The organism is Streptomyces malachitofuscus (assembly GCF_055571035.1).
Map to the genome: position 1 here is coordinate 98,000 of NZ_JBVIGA010000027.1, position 23,255 is coordinate 121,254.

Below are 23,255 nucleotides of genomic sequence, written 5' to 3' on the forward strand. Positions count from 1 at the left end.
GGGACCGTGCTCACCGTCCCCACTGCGGTCCCCTGGTGCAACTACCGCCTCTTGGGGACCGGTCCCCGATTTCCCGCCGCTGGCCTGCGGGTTTGCACCGGATGTCGATTCGGGGACCGGGACGTGCGGGGACCGAGTGCCGGGCACGTCGCGATGACGGTCCCCAACCGCAGCATCGGCAGACGGCTGGGGACGGTCCCCGTCTGCTTCCGCTTCCGCCGGGTGTTCGGCGGTCCCCGACGCGGGGGACTGTGTGTCCTGCTGATCGCTGCGGCGCCAGGGGATGCCCTCGCCGGGGACCGCGGGAGTCGGCCAGACGGTGGGGGAGGTGTTCGTGGTGCTGGGGGACGTAGAGTCCTCCATAGGCGTTCCTCTCCGGTGAGGGGCAGGACGGGCAAGGTCCCGCCCCTCACCAGCTCGTTCGTTCAGGGATGGGCGATCGGCAGGGGAGTCTTCGGCCCTCGGCGTTGGCGCGCCGGGGGCCGCTTCGTTGTCCGCGTCAGATGCGGGATCAGGCCGTGAGGTCGTACGACGTCTGGGCGTCCAGCCACGCGTCCACCTCCGGCCAGCGGTACCGCAGGTGACGGCCGACCTTGTGGACGCTGGGGCCGATGCCCCGGTACTTCCACTGGTAGAGCGTCTTCACCGGCACTCCGAGATAGGCGGCGACCTCCGCAGGGGTGGCAAGCGGGCCACGCTGGGCAGCCGCAGCGGTGGCAGCGGCGTTGGTGCTGCGGGGAGGGGTCTTCGGCACAGGGCTCCTTTTCGGTCTTGAACAATGGGCTGGACAACACAGCCACACCACCCGGAGAAAAGTCCAGAGTTGGTTCTGAAACTCCTCACTACTTCTTTCGGTGTGGCCGGGGAGAGGGAAACAGTAAGGGTGGATCCCCGGTTGCCGAAATCGCTCCCGCCGGGCCCGAAATTTTCTAGCGGCGAAGAAACCCGCCGAGGTGCCGGAATCCGGTACCTCTGCAGCTCAGAGGTGACACATGGCGGTCAGGGATGACGTGACTGACCCGCCGGCCATCATGGCTGATGTGTGCTCAAATCACCCATATCGAAAACGGCGAGGGAAGGTAACACGATGCCTCGGCCGATACGCCTCGCGAGGTACCGGAATTCGACGAGACGAACGCCACTTCGCCCCCGAACGACTATTGGAGAGTTTAAGAGCTAACTCTTGCCATGGCGGCCGGCTGCAAGTTACAGCTATCTGTCATGCCCAACCGACCTGTCGAAATAGGCCCCGCCGGCCTCCACACCGCCCGCGCCATCGAGCACCTACGTCTCCGCGGCCTGACCCAGCACCAGCTCGCCGCCCGCTGCACCCAGCTGGGCCGTCCGATGGCCAACACCACCCTCAGCCGCACCGAACGCGCCCGCCGCCGCTGCGACGTAGACGACCTCGTCACGATCGCCACCGCGCTCGGCGCCCCTCCCGCAGCCTTGCTGCTCCCGTGGCCGACGCACTCCCCGGTGTCGCACGCCACCTCCCACTTCCTCATCCCCACCCAGGAGGCGCTTCTTGGCTGACGTGTACGACCGCTGGCACAAGTCCCACCCCAAGCCCACCGAGGCCGAGTGCGGCGAGCACTAGAGCCGTACGAAGCGGATGGTCCCGACTGCCGACCACGGCATCGGTAAGCGTTGGCAGATCCGTTACCGCGACCTGGACGACCGCCAGCGCAAGGAAAACTTCCACACGAAGGCCGAGGCAGACAACCGCGCCGCCGAGGTCGACGTCGAAATCCGGCGTGGCTCCTACGTCGTCCCGGCCGAGACGAAGCAGACGCTCGGCGCCTACGCGCAGAAGTGGCTCGACGCGAACTCCGTCGGCCCGACGACCGCGCTCCGCTATGAGGCGACGGTCCGCAACCACATCGTCGAGCACCTCGGCCGACGCGAGCTGCGATCTCTCAACCAGCCTTCGGTCATCCAGGGGTGGGTCCGCACACTCCAGGACGGCGGCCTGGAGGTGTCGACGATCGAGGGCATCTTCGACATCCTCTCCAGCATCCTCGGCGCGGCCGTGGAGGACGGGCTGCTGCCGAAGAACCCGTGCAAAGCGAAGTCGGTCAAGCTGCCGACCGCGACCAAGAAGAAGGTCATCCCTTGGTCGCTGGAGCGCGTCCGCGCGGTCATCGCCGGCCTCCCGAAGCGGTTCCAGACCGGCGGCAAGCTCGCCTTCGGCTGCGGTCTGCGGCAGGGCGAGGTGTTCGGCTTCGCCGTCGAGGACATCGACTTCAAAGGCGGCTGGATCCACGTCAACCGCCAGGTGCGGCTGGTCGGTACGAAGCCCGTCTTCGCCCTGCCCAAGGGCAACAGGATCCGGTCAGTGCCGCTGTCGACTCAGCTCGCCGCCGCCCTCAAGGCGCACATGAAGGAGTTCCCGCCGGTCGACGTCACCCTGCCCTGGACCAAGCCGGACGGCGAACCGAGAACCTTCCGCCTCCTCTTCGTCGACAAGAAGGAGCGGGCCTACAACCGCAGCGTCTTCAACATGGGCGACTGGAAGCGCGCGCTGGCCGCCGCCGGCGTGATCCCTCCCCGCGAGCGCGGAGCGCGCTACCTCCAGGCGGCTCCGGAAGACGGCATGCACGCCCTCCGGCACGCGTACGCCTCCGTGCTCCTGGACGCGGGGGAGAGCATCAAGGCGCTCTCCGAGTATCTCGGGCACTCGGACCCGGGTTTCACGCTGCGGACGTACACGCATCTGCTGCCGTCCAGCGAGACCCGGACGCGCAAGGCGATCGACGACGTCTTCACAGAAGCCGAGGCAGAAGCCGACGCAGAAGACGAGGACGACCGGCCCGGCACCCAGGGCACATCAGTGCCCCCAGCCAAACCCATGTGCCCTCAATGTGCCCTGGCCGCCTGACGGCCCCTCTCCGCACATGACGAGGGCGGGGTCAGAAACCCCGCCCGAAACCCCTGAAAGCCCAGGTCAGGGCCACACAAGGCAATAAGGCTGATGCCCCGCCTCATGCAACCTGTGACTGAAGTCCTGCCACTCGTGCAGCAGTTGGTACACGTTGAACGCGTCGCGCGGGCCGCCCCGGTCCGGGACCGTCGACCAGATGAAGGCGGCCGCGCCGACCGCCTCCTCGCCTATGCCGCGCAGGGGGTCGACGACCGTCATGGGGAGCTTCACGACCGCGTAGTCGGGATGCAGGACGACCAGTTCCAGGGGCGGAACCTTGTGCAGGGGGACGCCCTCGATGCCCGTGAGGACCATCGCGGCCATGGTCTCCGGCTTGATCTTGGTGAACATGCCGTTCATGCCGAGCTCGTCGCCGCCGAGTTCCTCTGGGCGCATCGAGATCGGGACGCGGGCCGCGGTGGCGCCGTCCGGCGCGCCGAAGTACTTGTACGTCACCCCCACCCGACCACCATTCCTGCTCTCCGCCCCCCTCAGCGGGCCGGTCGGACCCGGCTCACCATGGATCCGGCGCGTCTCGTCCGTCTCCTCCGCCTCGCGTCGGTGCCTTCCCCGCCGGGCACGTCGAGGACCCAGGTCGTCAGTCCCCTCGCCCAGTCCGCCACCGCGATGCATATCTCCACCCGACTGCTTTTCTAGGACGCGTGGCCCCCGCCGCGCAACCCGATCATCGTGTCAGTGACCTCCCCCACGGCCGCTCGCCGAAACGTGCGGTGAAACATCTTGTCCGCGGGATCTTCGCAGCCTCCGGCCCTCCGGCCGTGTGAGCTGTGTGTATCAGAGGACAGTTTCGCAGATCACGCCGGATCGGGGGCCGGATGCCCGAGGCCGCCCCTGGCCTACCCTGAGACAGGTCACACGCACCCGCAGCCCGGCGAAATCCCGGGACGTCGGAGAAGTCGGAGAAGTCGCAGGTCATGAGCGAACTGCCATATTCGTACGAAGCCCCAGCCTCGCAGGCGCTGTTCGATCGTGCCGCGGCCGTCACTCCCGGTGGTGTGAACTCACCGGTGCGTGCCTTCCGCGCCGTCGGCGGCACGCCCCGGTTCATGGTGTCCGGCGCCGGACCCTGGCTCACCGACGCCGACGGCCGCCAGTACGTCGACCTGGTCTGCTCGTGGGGGCCGATGATCCTCGGGCACGCGCACCCCGAGGTGATCGCCGCCGTGCAGGAGGCCGTCGCGCGCGGTACGTCCTTCGGTACGCCCGGTGAGGGCGAGGTCGCGCTCGCCGAGGAGATGGTCGCCCGCATCGAGCCGCTGGAGCAGGTGCGGCTCGTCTCCAGCGGCACCGAGGCCACCATGTCGGCGATCCGCCTCGCGCGGGGCTTCACCCGGCGCACCAAGGTGATCAAGTTCGCCGGTTGCTACCACGGCCACGTCGACTCGCTGCTCGCCTCCGCCGGGTCCGGGCTGGCCACCTTCGCGCTGCCCGACACCCCCGGCGTCACCGGCGCCCAGGCCGGCGACACCATCGTGCTGCCGTACAACGACCTCGACGCCGTGCACGCCGCGTTCGCCGCGCACCCCGGTGAGATCGCCTGCGTGATCACCGAGGCCTCGCCCGGCAACATGGGCGTCGTACCGCCGCTGCCCGGCTTCAACCAGGGGCTCAAGGACGCGTGCGCCGAGAACGGCGCGCTGTACATCTCCGACGAGGTCATGACCGGGTTCAGGACCAGTCGCGCGGGGTGGTACGGCGTCGACGGGGTCCGCCCCGACCTGATGACCTTCGGCAAGGTGATGGGCGGCGGCTTCCCGGCCGCGGCCTTCGGCGGGCGCGCCGACGTCATGGCGCACCTCGCCCCCGCCGGGCCCGTCTACCAGGCCGGCACCCTCTCCGGGAACCCCGTCGCCACCGCCGCCGGACTTGCCCAGCTGCGCCTGCTCGACGACGCCGCGTACGAGAAGGTGAACGCCGTCTCCGCGCAGATCCAGTCGCTCGTCACCGAGGCGCTGACCAAGGAGGGCGTGGCGCACACGCTGCAGAACGCCTCCAACATGTTCTCGGTGTTCTTCACCGACCGCCCGGTGCGGAACTACGAGGAGGCCAAGGCGCAGGAGTCGTTCCGCTTCACCGCGTTCTTCCACTCCCTCCTCGAGCACGGCGTCTACCTGCCGCCGTCGTCCTTCGAGTCCTGGTTCGTGTCCACGGCCCACGACGAGCGGGCCGTCCAGTGCATCGCCGACGCCCTCCCGGCGGCGGCCCGAGCGGCAGCGGAGGCGACCGCGTGAGTACCCCCGGGAAGAACGAGGACGTCACCGTCGTCCACCTGATGCGGCACGGCGAGGTCGCCAACCCCGACGGGATCCTGTACGGCCGTCTCGCCGGCTACCACCTCTCCGAGCTGGGCCGCCGCATGGCCGACCGCGTCGCCGAGCACCTCGCGCCCCGTGACGTCGTCCATGTCGGCGCCTCCCCGCTGGAGCGGGCGCAGCAGACGGCCGAGCCCATCGCCAAGGCGCACGGCCTGGACATCGTCACCGACGAGCGGCTGATCGAGGCGGAGAACGTCTTCCAGGGCAAGACCTTCGGCATCGGGGACGGCGCGCTGCGCCGCCCGGCCAACTGGAAGCACGTCGTCAACCCGTTCAAGCCGTCCTGGGGCGAGCCGTACGTCGACCAGGTGATCCGCATGATGGGCGCGCTGAACGCGGCCAAGGACGCGGCACGCGGACACGAGGCGGTGCTGGTCAGCCATCAGCTGCCGATCTGGATCGTGCGGTCCTACGTCGAGAAGCGGCGGCTGTGGCACGACCCGCGCAAGCGGCAGTGCACCCTCGCCTCGCTGACCACCTTCACCTACCGGGGGGACAGCATCGTCTCCGTCGGTTACAGCGAGCCGGCCCGGGACCTCGTGCCGGCGCATCTGCTGGCGGGCGCCAAGCCGGTGAAGGGCAAGGGCAAGGCCTTCGGGGCGTGACACCGAGGCGCGGGTGCCGAAGCGGGTGACGCCAAGTCGCCCCGCCCGAAGCGGACTTCGGGGCGTAACGCCCGTAAGCCTCATCCAGTGACGGCCGCACGCCGCTTCGTTGCGAAACCTCCGCAATTGAGGGGAACCTCCCGCTCCGTCACGTCCTCTGAATGAGTGACCACCAGAGGACGTGACGAAGGGGGACGCCATGCGTGCTCTCTCCCGCAGGGGAATGCTCGGGCTCGGCGCGGGTGCCGCTGCCGCCGTCTCGCTGGCGGGCTGCGGCGGCCACACAGGCTCGGACGGCTCGACCCCCGGGGGCGGTTCCCGCACGGGAGGCACGGACCGGCCCGGGAAGCCGAAGCCGACGAAGACGGCCCGTCCGATCGGTGACGGTTCGACCTCCTTCACCGGCAAGCAGCCCCACCAGCCGGAGCGGCCCGTGCCGCTGGAGCCGGGTCAGAAGCCCCCGCAGTTCGTCGTCCTCTCCTGGGACGGGGCCGGTGAGGTCGGCAACGGGCTCTTCCCCCGGTTCCTGGACCTTGCCAAGGAGCACGGCGCGTCCATGACCTTCTTCCTCTCGGGGGTGTATCTGCTCCCCGAGTCGAAGAAGCGGCTCTACGACCCGCCGAACAACCCGCGCGGCGCCTCCGACATCGGCTACCTCACCGACGGGCACATCAAGGACACCCTGAAGAACCTGCGCCGCGCCTGGCTCGAGGGCCATGAGATCGGCACGCACTTCAACGGCCACTTCTGCGCCGGCTCCGGCAGCGTCGGCAACTGGACGCCGCAGCAGTGGCGCAGCGAGATCGAGCAGGCCACGTCGTTCGTGAAGGAGTGGCGCACCAACTCCGGGTGGACCGACCTGGAGTCCCTGCCGTTCGACTACGACAAGGAGCTGGTCGGCGGCCGTACGCCCTGTCTGCTCGGCCAGGACAAACTGCTGCCCACCGCCCGCGACCTCGGCTGGCGCTACGACGCCTCCTCGCCCGGCGGACGGCAGGTCTGGCCGACGAAGAAGCAGGGCATATGGGACCTTCCGCTCCAGCAGATACCGTTCCCCGGGCGCTCCTTCGAGGTCCTGTCGATGGACTACAACATGCTCGCCAACCAGTCCCTCAACACGACCAAGGCGCCCGCCCACAACTACCCGGGCTGGCGTGAACAGGCCGCCGGTGCTTACATATCAGGCTTTAAGCGGGCATACGAAACAAACCGGGCACCGTTCTTCGTCGGCAACCACTTCGAGGAGTGGAACGGCGGCATCTACATGGACGCCGTGGAGAAGGCGCTCAAGCACATCGCGCGGGAGAAGGAGAAGGGCGGCGACGTGAGGCTCGTCTCCTTCCGGCAGTTCACCGACTGGCTGGACGTGCAGAAGCCCGAGATCCTCGACGAGCTCCGCACCCTGGACGTCGGCCAGGAACCGGCCGGTGGCTGGAAGACGTTCGCGAAGGACACCGGCGGCAGCGCCGGAACGGAGACCGGCGACCCCGCCTGAAATGCGGTTTTCCGCCCGCAAGGGGAGTGCGCAGGGGGGTGCGCAAGATCCCCGGAACGGGCATGCGAAACTTTTCACATGAGTGCCGCCAGCCGCGCCCCCCAGCGCTCGAACCGGGCCCCGCAGAGCTCGAACCGCGTCGTCCGCGTCCGCCGTCGTGCCACCCTGGCCGCCGGTGCCGCCGCGGCCGCACTGCTCGTCTCCGCGTGCGGGTCGGGCGGGACGTCGGGCGGGGGCGGTGACACCGGCTACGTCGCCGGATCGGACGGCATCGCCACCGTCGCGAAGGGCGAGCGCGCCGACGCCCCCGACCTGTCCGGCAAGACCGTGGACGGCGAGCACCTCGACGTCGACGACTACCAGGGCAAGGTCGTCGTCATCAACGTATGGGGCTCCTGGTGTCCCCCCTGCCGCGCCGAGGCCAAGAACTTCGAGGCGGTGCACCAGGACCTGAAGGACGAGGGCGTCCAGTTCGTCGGGATCAACACCCGTGACGCCACCGTCGGTCCGGCCCTCGCCTTCGAGGAGGAGCAGGGGGTCACCTACCCCAGCCTGTTCGACCCGGCCGGCAAGCTGATGCTCCGCTTCGAAAAGGGCACCCTCAACCCGCAGGCCGTGCCCTCGACTCTCGTCTTCGACCGGGACGGGAGGATCGCCGCGCGCTCGCTCCAGGCACTCAGCGAGGAGAAGCTGCGCAAGATGATCGACCCGGTCCTCGCGGAGAAGTGACGTGACCGGAGTGTCCCTACTGGCCGCGGACCCGGGCGAGACGGTGCGCAGCGGGGCGCTGCTGCTCGCCCTGCCCATCGCCGTGCTCGGCGGGCTCGTCTCCTTCTTCTCACCCTGCGTGCTGCCGCTGGTCCCCGGCTACCTCTCCTACGTCACCGGCGTCTCCGGCACCGACCTGGCCGAGGCGCGGCGCGGCCGGATGGTGGCCGGCGCCTCGCTGTTCGTGCTCGGCTTCACGGCCGTGTTCGTCTCGGGCGGCGCCTTCTTCGGCTACTTCGGACAGACCCTCCAGGAACAGTCGGACGTCCTGTCCAAGGTGCTCGGCGTCTTCATGATCCTCATGGGCGTCTTCTTCATGGGCCTGATGCCCTGGCTCACCCAGCGCGAGTTCCGCTTCCACAAGCGGCCGACGACCGGGCTGGTCGGCGCGCCCGTCATCGGCGCCCTCTTCGGCATCGGCTGGACACCGTGCATCGGTCCCACGCTCGCCTCCGTCACCGCCCTGTCGTTCAACGAGGCCACCGCCGGACGCGGCGCGCTCCTGACGGTCGCGTACTGTCTCGGTCTCGGCGCGCCCTTCGTGCTCACCGCCGTCGCCTTCCGCAAGGCGCTCGGCGCCTTCGGCTGGGTCAAGCGCCACTACACGTGGGTGATGCGCATCGGCGGCATCATGATGATCGCGACCGGACTGCTGCTGCTGACCGGAGTGTGGGACATCATCGTGCAGCAGATGCAGACCTGGTCCAACGGCTTCACTGTGGGGATCTGATCCGATGAGCAACACCACGACAGACAACGCCCCGAAGGCCGGTGACGACCAGGACCTCGGCGCCGCCGGCTCCCAGCTGTCCACCGCGCCCAAGGAGGAGCAGCCCAACCTGCCGGCCCTGGGCGTCATCGGCTGGGCCCGCTGGTTCTGGCGGCAGCTCACCTCCATGCGGGTCGCGCTGCTGCTCCTGCTGCTGCTGTCGCTCGGCGCGATCCCCGGCTCCCTCATCCCGCAGACCGGCATCGACGAGACGAAGGTCGCCGCATTCCGCGAGCAGCACGACGTCCTCGCGCCGGTCTACGACAAGCTCGGGCTCTTCAACGTCTACAGCTCGGTGTGGTTCTCGGCGATCTACATCCTGCTGTTCATCTCCCTCATCGGCTGCATCGTGCCCCGCACCTGGCAGTTCGTGGGCCAGCTGCGCGGCCGCCCGCCGGGCGCGCCCCGCCGGCTGACCCGGCTGCCCGCGCACACCACCTGGCGCACCGAGGCGGAACCCGAGCAGGTCCGTGAGGCCGCCCTGGCCCTGCTCCGGGGGCGCCGCTTCCGTGCCCATGTCGTCGGGGACGCCGTCGCCGCCGAGAAGGGCTACCTGCGCGAGGTCGGCAACCTGGTCTTCCATGTCGCGCTGATCGTCATGCTGATTGCCTTCGCCTGGGGGCAGCTCTTCAAGTACGAGGGCAACAAGCTGATCGTCGAGGGCGGCGGCTTCGCCAACACCCTCACCCAGTACGACGACTTCCGCTCCGGAAACCTGTTCACCGAGGACGACCTGGACCCGTTCAGCTTCGACCTCGTGGACTTCAAGGCCACCTACGAGCCGACCGGGCCGAACCGGGGCACCCCCCGGACGTTCGAGGCGGACCTCACCTACAGCGTCGGCGCCTACGGCGAGGAGCGGAGGACCACCGTCGAGGTCAACGAGCCGCTGGAGGTCGACGGCTCGAAGGTGTACCTGGTCAGCCACGGCTACGCGCCCGTCCTCACCGTGAAGGACGCGAGCGGCAAGGTGGTCATGGACAAGGAGGCCGTCGCCCTGCTGCCGCTCGACGGCAACGTGACCTCCTCGGGCGCCGTCAAGGTCATGGACGGCTACCGCAACGCCAAGGGGGAGCGGGAGCAGCTCGGTTTCAACGCGTTCTTCCTGCCCACGCACGGCGGCGAGGGCAGCACGATGCTCTCCGTCTTCCCCGCGCTGATCAACCCGATGCTCGCGCTCTCCGCCTACCACGGTGATCTCGGTGTCGACGCGGGCACCCCGCAGAGCATCTACCAGCTCGACAAGACCAACATGGAGGAGTTCAAGGACTCCGACGGGAAGCTGTTCAAGAAGCAGCTCGCCATCGGGGACACCATGACCCTCCCGAACGGTGCCGGCACCGTGACCTTCGACGGCGTCAAGGAGTGGGCCGGCTTCCAGATCGTCCAGGAGCCGGGCGGCGGCTGGGCGCTCGGCGGTGCCGTCGCCGCGATCGCCGGACTCGCCGGCTCCCTGTTCATCCAGCGCCGCCGCGTGTGGGTGCGCGCGGTGCGCGGCGCCGACGGCGTCACCGTCGTCGAGATGGCCGGCCTCGGCCGCAGCGAGTCCGCGAAGGTCCCCGAGGAACTGGGCGACCTCGCCGGACTCCTCTACGACAAGGCGCCGGGCGCGCCGGAACCCGACGACTCCGAGGACCCGGACGCGCCCGGCGACCCCGGCGGCCCCGACGGGACCTCCCCGAAGACATCCGGACCCACCGACACCGAAGCCGTACCTGCCGAAGGGGCTGAGCAGCAGTGACTCTCGCCGCCGCGACCAACGAGAACCTCGCGGAGATCAGCAACGTACTGATCTACTCCGCGATGGCGATCTACACCCTCGCCTTCTTCGCGTACATCGCGGAGTGGCTCCTCGGCAGCCGCAGCAAGGTCGGCCGTACGGCCGCGGCGCTCACGCCGAAGGCGGCCACGGCGAGGACGGCACCGGCCGTCACCGTCAACAAGGGCGGCGGCACCGCCGTACTGGAGCGGCCTCAGGTCGTCGTACGGGCCGCGAGCGGCTCCCGTGACGTGCCCGACGGGCCCGGGGCGCACGGCGGGGACGAGAAGGGCGACCTCTACGGGCGTATCGCCGTCTCCTTCACCGTGCTCGCGTTCCTCCTCGCGTTCGGCGGTGTGCTCACCCGCGCGCTGTCCGTGGAACGGGCGCCGTGGGGCAACATGTACGAGTTCAACATCACCTTCTCCACCACCGCGGTCGGCGTGTACCTCCTGCTGCTGGCGCTGAAGAAGAACGTGCGCTGGATCGGCCTGTTCCTGACCACCTCGGTCCTCCTCGATCTCGGTCTCGCCGTCACTGTCTTGTACACCGCCAGCGACCAGTTGGTTCCCGCCCTCCACTCGTACTGGCTCTACATCCACGTCTCCACGGCGATCCTGTGCGGCGCGGTCTTCTACGTCGGCGCGATCACCACGGTGATGTACCTGTTCAAGGACTCCTACGAGAGCAAGCTCGCGGGCGGCGGCAAGCCCGGCAGCTTCGCGACCTCTTTCCTGGAGCGGCTGCCCGCCTCGGCCTCGCTGGACAAGTTCGCCTACCGCGTGAACGCGGCCGTGTTCCCGCTGTGGACGTTCACGATCATCGCGGGCGCCATCTGGGCCGGTGACGCCTGGGGCCGTTACTGGGGCTGGGACCCCAAGGAGACCTGGTCGTTCATCACCTGGGTCGCCTACGCCGGCTACCTGCACGCCCGCGCCACCGCGGGCTGGAAGGGCCGCAAGGCCGCGTACCTGGCGCTGGCGGCCTTCGCCTGCTGGCTGTTCAACTACTACGGCGTCAACATCTTCGTCTCCGGCAAGCACTCCTACGCCGACGTCGGCCTGGGCGTGCTGCAGTCCGCCGGCTTCTGACGCACCGGGCCCCGCGAAGGCCGGTTCCCGCGACACGGGTCGCGGGAACCGGCCTTCGGCGTGTCACGCCCCGATGTCCTCGTTCCACAGCTGTGGACGACGCGCGACGAACTCCCGCATCATCGCGACGCACTCCGGATCGTCCAGCAGCACGATCTCCACGCCGTGCTCCGCCAGCCAGTCGTGGCCGCCGTGGAAGGTGGTCGCCTCGCCGATCACCACCCGGGAGATGCCGAACTGCCGGACCAGGCCGGAGCAGTACCAGCACGGGGACAGCGTCGTCACCATCGTCGTACCGCGATACGACCGCTGCCGTCCCGCCGCACGGAAGGCGGCGGTCTCCGCGTGCGTCGACGGATCGCCGTCCTGCACACGGCGGTTGCGGCCCCGGCCGAGCAGGGACCCGTCGGCGCCGTACAGGGCGGCACCGATGGGAATCCCGCCCTCCGCGAGCCCCGCGCGGGCCTCCGCGAGGGCCGTGGCGAGCCAGGCGCGTGCAGTGGCCGGATCGAGTGCGTCCATGCGCCCAGTGTCCCCCGACGAAGGCCCCCGTCGGACGCGCCGCACCGCCTCGGTACGCTGACCCGATCACCGCCGCGCGGACGGCAGTTGGGCCTGGGAGGAACGACATGGGTGCTCCGGTACTGGAGGAGCTGCGGGAGGTCTGCCAGCCGCAGGCCAAGATGGAGAGCCGCAACGGCGAGCACTGGGCCGGCCGGCTCTACATGCGGAAGATCTCCCTGCGCACCACCCGCCACCTGGTGCGCACCCCGGTCACCCCCGACCAGCTCACCTGGACCATGGTGGTCTGCGGAGTCGCCTCCGGTGCCGCGCTGATGATCCCGGGCCTGACCGGCGCGATCCTCGCCGTGATCCTCATGCAGCTGTTCCTGCTCTTCGACTGCGTGGACGGCGAAGTGGCGCGCTGGAAGGGCCAGAACAGCGCGGCCGGCATCTACGTCGACCGGCTCGGCGCCTATCTCGCCGACGCGGCGCTGATGGCGGGCGCCGGCTACCGCGCCGCCGAGTCGGGCGTCGGCGGCTGGCTGTCGATCGGTATCGCCACCGCCCTCGGCGTCGTGCTCCTGAAGGCGTCCACCGACCTGGTGGACGTCGCCCGCGCCCGCCGCGGCCTGACCGTCGCCGACGACGAGTCGACGCGCCCCCGCTCACAGGGCGTCGCCACGGTCCGCCGCATCGCCGCCGCGTTCAAGATCCACCGGGTGACCAACGGCATCGAGGCGTCCCTCGTCCTCCTCGTCGCGGCGATCGCCGACTCGACGACCGGCGGCATCGAGCCGACCCGCTGGGCCCTGGGCGCACTCGCCGTCATCACCTGGGTGATGGTCCCGGCCCACCTGCTGTCGATCCTGTCGTCGTCCCGTCTGCGCTGACGCCGACGTGATCCGTGCCCTGGTGCCGGCGCAGCAGCACGTTCGCGTCCGTCTCCGCCGTACCGTCGGACGACGCCTGTGTCAGGACACGTTGGGTCGCGAGTTCCTCGCAGGCCGGGCAGCCGGGGAACGGTACGGGGGGCCGGCTCAGGTCGGCCGACGGCCGTGAACGGTCATGGGCGGCCCTGACTTCCGCGCTCAGCCGTTCCTCCGGCGTGACCGCCCGCACCGCCGCCGGGTCCGTCTCCCACTCCCGGCCGCCACCGCCGGGGCGCATCATCGCGTGCGGGCCGGCCGCCCCGCAGCCGCCGGCGTCGCTGCCGCGTGGAGGCGGGCACCCGGGTGCCGCAGGACACGTTCGCCAAGACGTGCGACGAGTTGCTCGGCACGGGTGGGCTACGGAGAGTCGGACGTCATCCCAACATTCGCATGCAGGTCGTACCTGCGAGCCTTTCGGAACGGTCCCGTCCTGGTCGTCAGCCGGTCCGCCTGGGCCGCGTTCACCGCAGGGCGGGGACGTGATCCCCTCTTCGAGTGCCAGTGCCCCGCCTGGGTGAACCACACCGGTTTGCCTCGTTTCAGGGTTCCGACTTTCTTATACATGATGCAAATGCTGCCGACATATGTCGGTCCTCGCCAGGGCCGTCATAAGGGAAACCCATGGTCAAGCCGCCCCACGAGGCGATGCACCGCATCTTCCAGCACGACCCCGGACTCTTCAGCCGCGTCTCACGCTTCCTGGGCGTCGACATCCCGAGACCGGTCGGGGCGACGCCCCTGCCGACCGACCTCACCGAGACCAGCCCCGTCGAACGTAGGGTCGACACAGTCCTGCGGTTCGAGACCGCGGAGCAGGGTGACTTCCTCCTGGCCATCGAGGCCCAGGGCAGCAAGAACCCGGACAAGCCGGCGAGCTGGGCGTACTACACCGCCTACCTGTGGACGAAGTACCGTCTGCCCACCGCGCTCCTCGTCGTCTGCCAGGACCACGCCACGGCGAAGTGGGCCCAGCGGGCGGTCAGCAGCGGACCGCCCCAGCTGCCCACGCTCACCCTGCGTCCCGTGGTCGCCGGTCCGCACAACATGCCCGTGATCACGGACCCCGAGGAGGCCCGGGCCGACCTGGTCCTGGCCGGCCTCGCGGCCATCACGCACGCCGCCGAACCCGCCGTCAATGCGATACTGAAGGCCCTCTCGACCGCACTGCGGGACGTGCCCGAAGACATCGCGGACCCCATCGTCGAATTCACCGCACAGGGCCTGGGCAAGCACCCGGCCAAGCATCTCTGGAGGAACCTGGTGGCCGTGGACCTCTCCTTCTACAAGTCCTACCTCGTCGAAGAGATCCGGGAAGAAGCCCGCGCCGAAGCCCGCGCCGAAAGCGAGGCGCGCCGCGCCGCCGAGGACGTCCTGGCCGTACTCGCGGAGCGCGGCATCGATGTATCCGAGACCGCCCGTGAGCGCATCACCAGCTGCGACGATCCTCAGATCCTGAGCCGCTGGCTCCGGCGCGCCGTCACCGCCCCGACGGCCGAAGAGATTTTCCAGGACGCCTGACCGGCGTCGTCCCGACCGGGTTCCCTCCGCGCCGATCACCGGTGAGAACCGGAGCCCGGTCGGGTCAGTCGCCGCGGTCCTGCTTGCCCTTGTCGCCGTCCTCGTCGCGGTCGTTGTCGGGCTTGTCCTCGTCCAGGGACTTGAGGAAGTCGGGGTTGTCGTCCGGCGCCACCCACTGCCGGCGGCCGCCGCCCCGGTTCCAGGCGGAACCGATGGAGCCGCCCGCGCCCGCGGGGTGCCGCTTCTTGCCGGCGATCAGCCAGGAGATCGAGCCGACCAGCGGGAACAGCAGCACGAGGATCGCCCAGAACGGCTTGGGCATATGACGGATGTCCTCATCCTTCGTGCTGATGCAGTCGATGAACGCGTACACGCTCAGTGCCAGTGGCACGAGGAACATCAGCACCCGCAGCATGGGGCCTCTCCAGCGGAAGCGGTGGGCGGTACAGGGCCAGGGTAACCGCTCGGGGATACTTGACCGCATGGCTTACGACGATCTTCGCTCCCTGCTCAGGGCGCTGGAGCGCGAGGGTGACCTCAAGCGCATCAAGGCCGAGGTCGACCCGTATCTGGAGGTCGGTGAGATCGTCGACCGGGTGAACAAGGCCGGCGGTCCCGCCCTGCTCTTCGAGAACGTGCGCGGCTCGAGCATGCCCCTCGCGATGAACGTGTTTGGCACCGACCGCCGTCTGCTGAAGGCGCTCGGGCTGAAGTCGTACGCGGACATCTCCGAGAAGATCGGCGGGCTGCTCCGCCCCGAGCTGCCGCAGGGCTTCGTCGGGGTGCGGGAGGCCTTCGGGAAGCTCGGCGCGATGACGCACGTGCCGCCGAAGAAGGTGAAGTCCGGGGACGCACCCGTCCAGGAGGTCGTGCTCACCGGGGACGACGTGGACCTGGAGCGCCTTCCGGCGCTGTTCACCTGGCCCAAGGACGGCGGCTCCTTCTTCAACCTGGGGCTCACCCACACCAAGGACCCGGAGTCCGGCATCCGGAACCTGGGCCTGTACCGGCTCCAGCGCCACGACAAGCGCACCATCGGCATGCACTGGCAGATCCACAAGGACAGCCGGAACCACTACCAGGTCGCCGCCCGGCGCGGTGAGCGGCTGCCCGTCGCCATCGCCTTCGGCTGCCCGCCGGCCGTGACCTACGCGTCCACGGCGCCGCTGCCCGGGGACATCGACGAGTACCTGTTCGCCGGGTTCGTGCAGGGCAAGCGGATCGAGATGGTCGACTGCAAGACCGTGCCGCTCCAGGTGCCCGCGCAGGCGGAGGTCGTGCTGGAGGGCTGGCTGGAGCCGGGCGAGATGCTGCCCGAGGGGCCGTTCGGCGACCACACCGGCTTCTACACCCCGCAGGAGCCCTTCCCCGCGCTCACCATCGACTGCGTGACGATGCGGAAGCGGCCGCTGCTCCAGTCCATCGTCGTCGGCCGGCCGCCGACCGAGGACGGGCCGCTGGGACGGGCGACCGAGCGCTTCTTCCTGCCGCTGCTGAAGATCATCGTCCCGGACATCGTGGACTACCACCTCCCCGAGTCCGGCGGCTTCCACAACTGCGCGATCGTCTCGATCGACAAGAAGTACCCCAAACACGCCCAGAAGGTGATGCACGCCGTCTGGGGCGCCCACATGATGTCGTTGACCAAGCTGATCGTGGTCGTCGACTCCGACTGCGACGTCCACGACCTGCACGAGGTCTCCTGGCGGGCCCTCGGCAACACCGACTACGCCCGTGACCTCACCGTCGTCGAAGGTCCCGTCGACCATCTCGACCACGCCTCCTATCAGCAGTTCTGGGGCGGCAAGGCGGGTATCGACGCGACGCGCAAGTGGCCCGAGGAGGGGTACACGCGCGACGGGGGCTGGCCCGACATGGTGGAGTCCGACCCCGAGACGGCGGCGAAGGTCGACCGCCGCTGGAAGGAGTACGGACTGTGAGTCCCACCGCCGCCGGCGGTCCGGCGCTGTTCATCGGCACCGACACCGACTACGTGGCCCTCGTGCGCCCCGAACTCGACCCGGACGACCAGGGGGTGCGCCGGGCCGCCGAGGAGGCGGGCGTCACGCCGGAGGAGCTCGCGGGTTCCGGCGACACCTGGGCCGTGCTCTTCGAGCACGGCGGCGAGGGCGACGGCTTCGAACTGCCCGGCGTGCGTGACGCGGAACCCGCCGACTTCGCGCAGCGGCTGCGTGCCGGGCTCGTCGCCGACGAGGGCCCGTTCACGGTCGACGGCGGCTCGGTGCTGCGGCTGGACGCCCGGCCGGACGCCGCCGGCGGCTGCGCCTTCACCGCGTACGTCACCCCGCCCGACGACGCCGGCAAGCCGCTGACCGTGGAGACGGGCCCGCTGCCCGTCGCCGCGCTGCTCGCCGACCTCGACACGTTTCTCGGGAGCCTCGCATGATGACCACAGCCGACGGGGTCGTGGAGCCGGGACCGGCCTCGCGGCCCGGACGCACCAAGGCCTTCCTGCGGCTCGTGATGATCGAGCACTCGGTGTTCGCGCTGCCCTTCGCCTACATCGCCGCGCTCACCGCGATGTACGAGTCGGACGGGAACATCCACTGGGGCCGGCTGCTGCTGGTCACCGTCGCCATGGTCGGCCTGCGCACCTTCGCGATGGCCGCCAACCGGATCATCGACCGCGAGATCGACGCCCGTAACCCGCGCACCGCGCACCGGGAGCTGGTCACCGGCGCGGTGTCGGTCCGGCACGCCTGGACCGGCGCCCTGATCGCCCTGGCCGTGTTCCTCGGCGCGGCGGCCCTGCTCAACCCCCTCTGCCTCGCCCTCGCGCCGGTCGCCGTGATCCCGATGGTGGTGTATCCCTACGGCAAGCGGTTCACCGACTTCCCCCAGGCCATCCTCGGTCTCGCCCAGGCCATGGGACCGGTCGGCGGCTGGCTGGCCGTCACCGGAGCGTGGTCGTGGGACGCGGTGGTGCTCGGTCTGGCGGTCGGCATCTGGATCGGCGGCTTCGACCTGATCTACGCCTGCCAGGACGTCGACACCGACCGCGAGATCGGCGTGAAGTCCGTCCCGGCCCGCTTCGGCATCCCCGCCGCCGTATGGGGGGCCCGCGTCTGCCACGCCGTCACCACGGCCCTGTTCGTCTGGTACGCCCTCCTCACCGACGCCGGTGCCTTCTTCTGGCTGGGCCTGCTGATCGTCGCCGGCGCCTTCGTCTACGAGCACACCATCGTCCGCCCGACCGACCTGACCCGCCTGAACCGGGCGTTCTTCAGCGTCAACGGCTTCATCGGCATCGCCCTGTTCGTGTGCGCGCTGCTCGACCTGGTGGCGCGCGGGCTGACGGTGTAGCGCGCTACGCCGCCGGCTCCCGGTGCGCGGGGCGGCGGAAGACGAAGGCCGCCGCCACGCCCGCCGCCAGGCCGATCAGATGGCCCTGCCAGCTGACGCCGGACTGGGTCGGGGCGAGACCCGCCAGGATGGAGCCGCCCCAGACCGCGGCGACCAGCACCCCGGCCATGACACCGAGCGGACGCCGCTCGACGAAGCCGCTGACCAGCAGGAAACCGAAGAGGCCGAAGATCAGGCCGGAGGCGCCCGCGGTGTTGGTGTGCGCCGGGGACATGAGCCACACCCCCAGACCGTCGGCCACGACGATCAGCGCGCAGACGGCGAGGAACCGGCGTATGCCCCCGAGGGCGGCCAGGAAGCCGAGCACCAGCAGCGGCACGCTGTTGGCCGCCACATGGGCGAAGCCGAAGTGCAGGAAAGCGGCCGGGAGGATGTCGGCCAGCTCGGACGGGGTGCGCGGCACGATGCCGTACTCGTCCAGGGCGTGCCCGGCGGCCACGTCGATCACTTCGAGCAGCCACAGCAGCGCCACCCAGCCCGCCATCAGCTTGGCCGCGGTCCTGGCCCGGTCGCCCTGCGACCACTGCGGACGCGTACCCGACACCTTCCACCCCCCGCCGTGGGCCCGTTCTCTCAGAGGAACGCCCGGCCCCCTCGGCCGGTTCCCGCCCTGTGACTCCGGATAGGCTCGGTCCTGTGAACCCAGTCAAGCCAGGAGAGACGCCGCGTACGCCTTGGATCGTAGGGGTCTCCGGCGCGTCCGGCACCCCGTATGCCGCCTCGGTGCTGCGCGCCCTGCTCGCCGCCGGTGAGAGCGTCGACCTCGTCGTCAGCCGGGCCTCGCGGCTCACCCTCCTGGACGAGACCGGCATCGCCTTCCGTGACGCCCACTGGCGGGACGACCTGCGGCAATGGCTGTCCCGGGGCGCGGACGGAAAGCCGGACACCTTCACCGTCGACCTCGACGGGGTACGGCACTGGGCCGCCGGCGACCTCGCGGCCGGGCCGTCCTCCGGGTCGTATCCGAGCAAGGGCATGCTGATCGTGCCCGCCTCCACGGCCTGTGTGGCCGGGGTGGCGCTCGGGCTGTCCAAGGACCTGTTGCAGCGGGCGGCGAGCGTGACCCTGAAGGAGGGGCGCAAGCTGGTGGTCGCCGTACGGGAGACCCCGCTGAACGGCCAGACCCTGCGGCACCTGGTGACGCTGGACGACGCGGGCGCGACCGTGGTGCCCGCCTCACCGGCCTTCTACGCGGGGGCGACGCACATCCAGGACCTGGTGGACTTCGTCGCCGGACGCGTGCTCGACGCGGTGGGCGTCGAGCACCGGCTCTACCGCCGCTGGGAGGGCGAACTCGGCGGCGCATCCCGCAACGGCTGAGCACGTCGGCGACTACCTCGCCCGCACTTTCGGACCACGAACAGCACCACCTTTTTTCAGACACTTTCGTACCTCTTCAGTGGAAGGCTTCGATTCGAATGGACGCGGTGGACAGGCAGCTCATCCAGGCCCTGAGGGAGAACGGCCGGGCCTCCTACGCGGAGCTGGGGCGCCTCGTCGGCCTGTCGGGCCCCAGCGTCACCGACCGCATCAACCGGCTGGAGGCGGCCGGAGTCATCACCGGCTACCGCGCCACCGTGGACGCCGCCTCGCTGGGCCTAGGGGTCACCGCCCTGATCGGCATCTCGCTCTCCGACGCCGCCGACCACGAGGACGTGGCGCAGCGGCTGAAGGACCTCTCGGAGATCGAGGACTGCTGGTTCATCGCCGGCGACGACTCCTTCATGCTCAAGGTGCGGGCGACGGACGTGGACGGACTGGAGAAGATCATCCGCCGGCTGTCCGGCACGAAGGGCGTCTCCCGGACCCGTACGACGATCGTGCTCTCCACCAAGTGGGAGAACCGCGTCGGTGAGCTGCCCGAAGAGGTGCAGTAGGCGGAGCGTACGGTTGACGGGGTCTGCCTGAAGAAGGCGGTAGCGGTCGAGGAAAAGAGGAGCGGCATGGACGTCGGGCTCAAGCGCGAGCTGGAGGAGAAGGTCAGGGCGGGCGAACGCCTGACCCGTGAGGACGGCATCGCGCTGTACGAGTCGGACGACCTGGCCTGGCTGGGCGGGCTGGCGCACGAGGTGCGGACGAGGCTGAACGGCGACGTCGTGCACTTCAACGTCAACCGCCACCTCAACATGACGAACGTGTGCACCGCCTCCTGCGCCTACTGCTCCTTCCAGCGCAAGCCGGGGGAGAAGGACGCGTACACGATGCGCATCGAGGAGGCTGTGAAGCTCGCCAAGGAGATGGAGTCGGAGAACCTGACCGAGCTGCACATCGTCAACGGGCTGCACCCCAATCTGCCGTGGCGTTACTACCCGCGTTCGCTGCGGGAGTTGAAGGCCGCGCTGCCGGACGTCTCGCTCAAGGCGTTCACGGCCACCGAGATCCACCACTTCGAGACGATCTCCGGGCTGTCCGCCTCCGAGATCCTCGACGAGCTGATCGACGCGGGTCTCGAATCCCTCACGGGCGGCGGTGCGGAGATCTTCGACTGGGAGGTGCGGCAGCACATCGTCGACCACCGGACCCACTGGGAGGACTGGTCGAGGATTCACCGGCTGGCGCACGAGAAGGGGCTGAAGACCCCGTGCACCATGCTGTACGGGCACATCGAGGAGCCCCGTCACCGGGTGGACCACGTGCTGCGGCTGCGTGAACTGCAGGACGAGACCGGCGGCTTCCAGGTCTTCATCCCGCTGCGCTACCAGCACGACTTCGTGGACATGAAGGACGGCAAGGTACGCAACCGGCTCCAGGCGCGGACGCATATGGCGACGGGGGCGGAGGCGCTGAAGACGTTCGCGGTGTCGCGGCTGCTGTTCGACAACGTGCCGCATGTCAAGGTGTTCTGGGTGATGCACGGTGTGCAGACGGCGCAACTCGCGCTGCAGCACGGGGCGGACGACATGGACGGGTCGGTCGTCGAGTACAAGATCACGCACGACGCGGACGACTTCGGTACGCCGAACAAGCTGACGCGTGAGGATCTGCTGGACCTGATCCGGGATGCGGGGTTCCGTCCGGTGGAGCGGAATACGCGGTACGAGGTCATCCGGGAGTACGACGGCCCCGACCCGGCGCGCAGGGAGTCCCCCCAGCCCATGAGGGTGTGAGGGGCAGGCCCCCTCACCCGACTCGGTGGGTCACAAGCCGAGGGCCGCTCGGTCCGACTCGGTGCGCGATGAGGCGAGGGCGGCCCGGCCCCACCTCGGGGGCGCGGGGAGCTGCGCGACGAGCCGTCCACGGCCCGCGTCCGACCGCCCCGCGCGGGTACTCGCACCCCATGGCGACAGAAGACGCCTACACGGCGGAGCCCTTCGTGCCGGCCCGCGGTGGCCTGCCCGCCCTGCGCAAGGCGGCCGCCGCCTGCCGGGGATGCCCGCTGCACCGTGACGCCACGCAGACCGTCTTCGGTGCCGGGAGCGCCGACGCCCGGGTCATGCTCGTCGGGGAGCAGCCCGGTGATCAGGAGGACCGGCAGGGGCAGCCCTTCGTCGGCCCCGCGGGCCGTGTGCTGGAGCGGGCGCTCTCCGAAGCCGGCCTGGACCCCGCCGACGCGTATGTCACCAACGCGGTCAAGCACTTCAAGTTCACCCGGTCCGAGCCCCGTAAGCGCCGCATCCACAAGGCCCCCACCCTGCGCGAGGCGGCCGCGTGCGGGCCGTGGCTCGCCGCCGAGCTCGCCGTCGTCGAGCCGGAGCTGATCGTCGTGCTGGGTGCGACCGCCGGGAAGGCGTTGCTCGGCTCCTCGTTCCGGGTCACGCAGGTGCGCGGCACGGTGCTGGAGGAGGAGATCCACGGGCACCCCGAGCGGCTGGTGCCCACCGTGCACCCCTCGTCGGTCCTGCGGGCGGACGACCGCGAGGCGGCGTACCGGGGACTGCTGGCGGACCTGAAGGTAGCTGCACAGGCGCTCGAGTAATGGCTAGCATGAGTCCATGCCCCTTACCTATACGTTCGACCCTGCCGTCACCCCCGCACTCCGCGACGGCATCCTCGACCTGTGGACCGACGTCAGCAACGCGGGCGGGGCGGTCGGCTTCGTGCCGCCGGTGACGCGGGAGGAGGTCCGTCCCGAACTGGTACGGCAGTTCGCGTCCATGGCCGAGGGGCGCTCCCGCCTGCTCGTCGGACGCGACGACGAGGGCCGGGTGGCCGCGACGGCGTTCCTCACCTTCAACACCCACCACCTGATGACCCACTGGATCTGGATCTACACGGTGATGGTCCACCCCCGGCACCAGGGCGAGGGTCACGGCCGTGACCTGATGGCCGCCGCCGAGCGGGCCGCCCGCACCCTCGACGGCGTGGAGGCGATACGGCTCGCCTGCCGCGGCGGCCTCGGGCTGGAGCGCTTCTACGCCTCCTGCGGCTACAAGGAGGTCGGCCGGGTCCCCGGCGCGATCCGCGTGGCCCCCGGCGACGACCGGGACGACGTGATCATGCTGCTGTCGCTGACCTGAGGCCCGTACCCCGCTGAAAGATCCCCTGCCGGCCGTGCTTCACTGGACGTTGTCCGATGGGACGTTTCTGACCGTACGCACGGAAGAGTGGATGAGATGCTCCGCTACACGCTGATGCGCCTCGGGATCTTCGTGGGCTGCCTCGTGGTCGTCTGGGGCCTCGTCTACTCCGGTCTCGCCCCGCGCGGCCTGGGTGACTCCAACGGCCTGTGGATCGTGCTGCTCGCGCTGGTGTTCTCCGCACCGATCAGCTTCGTGGTGCTCCGCAAGGAGCGGGACCGCGCCTCGGAGCGGATCGTGCAGCGGGTGAACCGGGCCAAGGCCGGCCTCGAGGCCAACCGCACCATGGAGGACACGGCCGACGACACCGCCCGCTCGCAGGGGCAGGCGCAGGGTCAGGCCTCGTAACGTCCGTCACACCCGCGCACCGCGCTTCCGGCGCCCCGGCTTCCGAAACCCCTGGAACACCGGGGCGCTTTGCGTTGTAGGGATTCTTTCGTCCCTCCGCCTCTCAAAGTAAGGCTTTGAGGATCCCAAAGCTCAGGTGTTACGGTCTCGGGGTGAAGTCAGCAGCCGTGTTCCCCACGCCCCGGAGTGTTCCGCTCGTGGCGCGCCTGCATGTGGACCTCTGCCGGATCACCGCCGCGAACTGTCGTCCCTGACGTTCTGCCGCGCCCCGAGTCCACGTCCTTCCCCCACGCGTCCCCTTACCGGAGC

At 69.8% G+C, this 23,255-nt stretch carries 25 protein-coding genes and 1 pseudogene; 21 read left to right on the plus strand and 5 right to left on the minus strand.

Annotation, left to right across the window (positions count from 1 at the left end; all coding sequences use genetic code 11):
* Positions 1 to 511: 511 nt before the first annotated feature.
* On the minus strand, positions 512 to 754 hold the full coding sequence (locus ACZ44S_RS32055; RefSeq protein ID WP_466935324.1) for a helix-turn-helix transcriptional regulator: 243 nt from the start codon (positions 752 to 754) through the stop codon (positions 512 to 514).
* 467 nt (positions 755 to 1,221) lie between these two features.
* Between ACZ44S_RS32055 and ACZ44S_RS32060 the strand changes: the two genes are divergently transcribed.
* Positions 1,222 to 1,536, plus strand: coding sequence for a helix-turn-helix domain-containing protein (locus ACZ44S_RS32060; protein ID WP_466935328.1), 315 nt, complete (start codon positions 1,222 to 1,224; stop codon positions 1,534 to 1,536).
* Between the two features lies 1 nt (position 1,537).
* A pseudogene (locus ACZ44S_RS32065) lies at positions 1,538 to 2,881 on the plus strand (tyrosine-type recombinase/integrase).
* A gap of 66 nt (positions 2,882 to 2,947) precedes the next feature.
* On the opposite strand, the gene ACZ44S_RS32070 reads toward ACZ44S_RS32065, so the two are convergent.
* Positions 2,948 to 3,556 carry a hypothetical protein gene (locus tag ACZ44S_RS32070; RefSeq protein WP_466935330.1) on the minus strand — a complete coding sequence of 203 codons (609 nt, stop codon included), beginning with the start codon at positions 3,554 to 3,556 and terminating at the stop codon, positions 2,948 to 2,950.
* 302 nt (positions 3,557 to 3,858) lie between these two features.
* Between ACZ44S_RS32070 and hemL the strand changes: the two genes are divergently transcribed.
* The 7 genes from hemL (at position 3,859) to ccsB (ending at position 11,746) form a co-directional block, all read left to right on the plus strand.
* Entirely contained in the window at positions 3,859 to 5,175 is a 1,317-nt protein-coding gene (hemL, locus tag ACZ44S_RS32075) for a glutamate-1-semialdehyde 2,1-aminomutase (protein ID WP_466935333.1), read from the plus strand.
* 41 nt (positions 5,176 to 5,216) lie between these two features.
* The gene (locus tag ACZ44S_RS32080; protein WP_466935438.1) at positions 5,217 to 5,864 is read left to right on the plus strand and encodes a histidine phosphatase family protein; all 648 of its coding nucleotides are present in this window, start codon (positions 5,217 to 5,219) and stop codon (positions 5,862 to 5,864) included.
* 223 nt (positions 5,865 to 6,087) lie between these two features.
* Complete coding sequence (locus ACZ44S_RS32085; protein WP_466935441.1) at positions 6,088 to 7,359, plus strand: polysaccharide deacetylase family protein; 1,272 nt, start codon at positions 6,088 to 6,090, stop codon at positions 7,357 to 7,359.
* A 78-nt stretch (positions 7,360 to 7,437) separates the two neighbouring features.
* Positions 7,438 to 8,088, plus strand: coding sequence for a TlpA family protein disulfide reductase (locus tag ACZ44S_RS32090; protein ID WP_466935334.1), 651 nt, complete (start codon positions 7,438 to 7,440; stop codon positions 8,086 to 8,088).
* A gap of 10 nt (positions 8,089 to 8,098) precedes the next feature.
* Entirely contained in the window at positions 8,099 to 8,857 is a 759-nt protein-coding gene (locus ACZ44S_RS32095; RefSeq protein ID WP_466935443.1) for a cytochrome c biogenesis CcdA family protein, read from the plus strand.
* A 4-nt stretch (positions 8,858 to 8,861) separates the two neighbouring features.
* Complete coding sequence (gene resB, locus ACZ44S_RS32100; protein ID WP_466935337.1) at positions 8,862 to 10,637, plus strand: cytochrome c biogenesis protein ResB; 1,776 nt, start codon at positions 8,862 to 8,864, stop codon at positions 10,635 to 10,637.
* Positions 10,634 to 11,746: a c-type cytochrome biogenesis protein CcsB gene (gene ccsB, locus ACZ44S_RS32105; protein ID WP_466935340.1), complete on the plus strand. Its 1,113-nt coding sequence runs from the start codon at positions 10,634 to 10,636 to the stop codon at positions 11,744 to 11,746. Before resB ends, ccsB begins: the two co-directional genes overlap by 4 nt.
* Positions 11,747 to 11,809: 63 nt before the next feature.
* On the opposite strand, the gene ACZ44S_RS32110 is transcribed toward ccsB, so the two are convergent.
* Positions 11,810 to 12,268 carry a nucleoside deaminase gene (locus ACZ44S_RS32110; protein ID WP_466935342.1) on the minus strand — a complete coding sequence of 153 codons (459 nt, stop codon included), beginning with the start codon at positions 12,266 to 12,268 and terminating at the stop codon, positions 11,810 to 11,812.
* Between the two features lie 107 nt (positions 12,269 to 12,375).
* Here ACZ44S_RS32110 and ACZ44S_RS32115 point away from each other — a divergent pair, with 107 nt between their 5' ends.
* Together ACZ44S_RS32115 and ACZ44S_RS32120 are read left to right on the plus strand one after the other, a co-directional pair.
* A complete protein-coding gene (locus ACZ44S_RS32115) occupies positions 12,376 to 13,140 on the plus strand; it encodes a CDP-alcohol phosphatidyltransferase family protein (protein WP_466935345.1) in 765 nt (254 codons plus the stop codon).
* A 660-nt stretch (positions 13,141 to 13,800) separates the two neighbouring features.
* Entirely contained in the window at positions 13,801 to 14,697 is an 897-nt protein-coding gene (locus tag ACZ44S_RS32120; protein ID WP_466935348.1) for a hypothetical protein, read from the plus strand.
* A 64-nt stretch (positions 14,698 to 14,761) separates the two neighbouring features.
* Here the strand turns inward: ACZ44S_RS32120 and ACZ44S_RS32125 are convergent, their stop codons facing one another.
* On the minus strand, positions 14,762 to 15,112 hold the full coding sequence (locus ACZ44S_RS32125; protein WP_466935351.1) for a PLD nuclease N-terminal domain-containing protein: 351 nt from the start codon (positions 15,110 to 15,112) through the stop codon (positions 14,762 to 14,764).
* A gap of 67 nt (positions 15,113 to 15,179) precedes the next feature.
* On the opposite strand from ACZ44S_RS32125, the gene ACZ44S_RS32130 reads away from it, so the two are divergent.
* Genes ACZ44S_RS32130 through mqnP form a run of 3 tightly spaced genes read left to right on the plus strand, consistent with a single transcriptional unit; the run spans position 15,180 to position 18,021 of the window.
* Positions 15,180 to 16,637 carry a menaquinone biosynthesis decarboxylase gene (locus ACZ44S_RS32130; protein WP_466935353.1) on the plus strand — a complete coding sequence of 486 codons (1,458 nt, stop codon included), beginning with the start codon at positions 15,180 to 15,182 and terminating at the stop codon, positions 16,635 to 16,637.
* On the plus strand, positions 16,634 to 17,104 hold the full coding sequence (locus ACZ44S_RS32135; protein ID WP_466935356.1) for a hypothetical protein: 471 nt from the start codon (positions 16,634 to 16,636) through the stop codon (positions 17,102 to 17,104). Before ACZ44S_RS32130 ends, ACZ44S_RS32135 begins: the two co-directional genes overlap by 4 nt.
* The gene (gene mqnP, locus ACZ44S_RS32140; RefSeq protein ID WP_466935359.1) at positions 17,101 to 18,021 is read left to right on the plus strand and encodes a menaquinone biosynthesis prenyltransferase MqnP; all 921 of its coding nucleotides are present in this window, start codon (positions 17,101 to 17,103) and stop codon (positions 18,019 to 18,021) included. The genes ACZ44S_RS32135 and mqnP overlap by 4 nt, the downstream gene beginning before the upstream one ends.
* Positions 18,022 to 18,025: 4 nt before the next feature.
* Here the strand turns inward: mqnP and ACZ44S_RS32145 are convergent, their stop codons facing one another.
* On the minus strand, positions 18,026 to 18,625 hold the full coding sequence (locus tag ACZ44S_RS32145; RefSeq protein WP_466935362.1) for a rhomboid family intramembrane serine protease: 600 nt from the start codon (positions 18,623 to 18,625) through the stop codon (positions 18,026 to 18,028).
* Positions 18,626 to 18,717: 92 nt separating this feature from the next.
* Here ACZ44S_RS32145 and ACZ44S_RS32150 point away from each other — a divergent pair, with 92 nt between their 5' ends.
* From ACZ44S_RS32150 to ACZ44S_RS32180, 7 genes are all read left to right on the plus strand, one after another.
* On the plus strand, positions 18,718 to 19,401 hold the full coding sequence (locus ACZ44S_RS32150) for a UbiX family flavin prenyltransferase (protein ID WP_466935365.1): 684 nt from the start codon (positions 18,718 to 18,720) through the stop codon (positions 19,399 to 19,401).
* 98 nt (positions 19,402 to 19,499) lie between these two features.
* A complete protein-coding gene (locus tag ACZ44S_RS32155; RefSeq protein WP_190166870.1) occupies positions 19,500 to 19,958 on the plus strand; it encodes an Lrp/AsnC family transcriptional regulator in 459 nt (152 codons plus the stop codon).
* 66 nt (positions 19,959 to 20,024) lie between these two features.
* A complete protein-coding gene (gene mqnE, locus ACZ44S_RS32160) occupies positions 20,025 to 21,188 on the plus strand; it encodes an aminofutalosine synthase MqnE (protein ID WP_466935369.1) in 1,164 nt (387 codons plus the stop codon).
* 170 nt (positions 21,189 to 21,358) lie between these two features.
* Positions 21,359 to 21,997: a UdgX family uracil-DNA binding protein gene (locus ACZ44S_RS32165; protein WP_466935371.1), complete on the plus strand. Its 639-nt coding sequence runs from the start codon at positions 21,359 to 21,361 to the stop codon at positions 21,995 to 21,997.
* A gap of 16 nt (positions 21,998 to 22,013) precedes the next feature.
* A complete protein-coding gene (locus ACZ44S_RS32170) occupies positions 22,014 to 22,538 on the plus strand; it encodes a GNAT family N-acetyltransferase (protein ID WP_466935374.1) in 525 nt (174 codons plus the stop codon).
* A 96-nt stretch (positions 22,539 to 22,634) separates the two neighbouring features.
* Positions 22,635 to 22,946 (plus strand): DUF4229 domain-containing protein, encoded by a 312-nt coding sequence (locus ACZ44S_RS32175; protein ID WP_466935446.1) that lies wholly within the window; start codon positions 22,635 to 22,637, stop codon positions 22,944 to 22,946.
* A 167-nt stretch (positions 22,947 to 23,113) separates the two neighbouring features.
* Entirely contained in the window at positions 23,114 to 23,200 is an 87-nt protein-coding gene (locus tag ACZ44S_RS32180) for a putative leader peptide (RefSeq protein WP_361031367.1), read from the plus strand.
* The last annotated feature ends 55 nt before the right edge of the window (positions 23,201 to 23,255 follow it).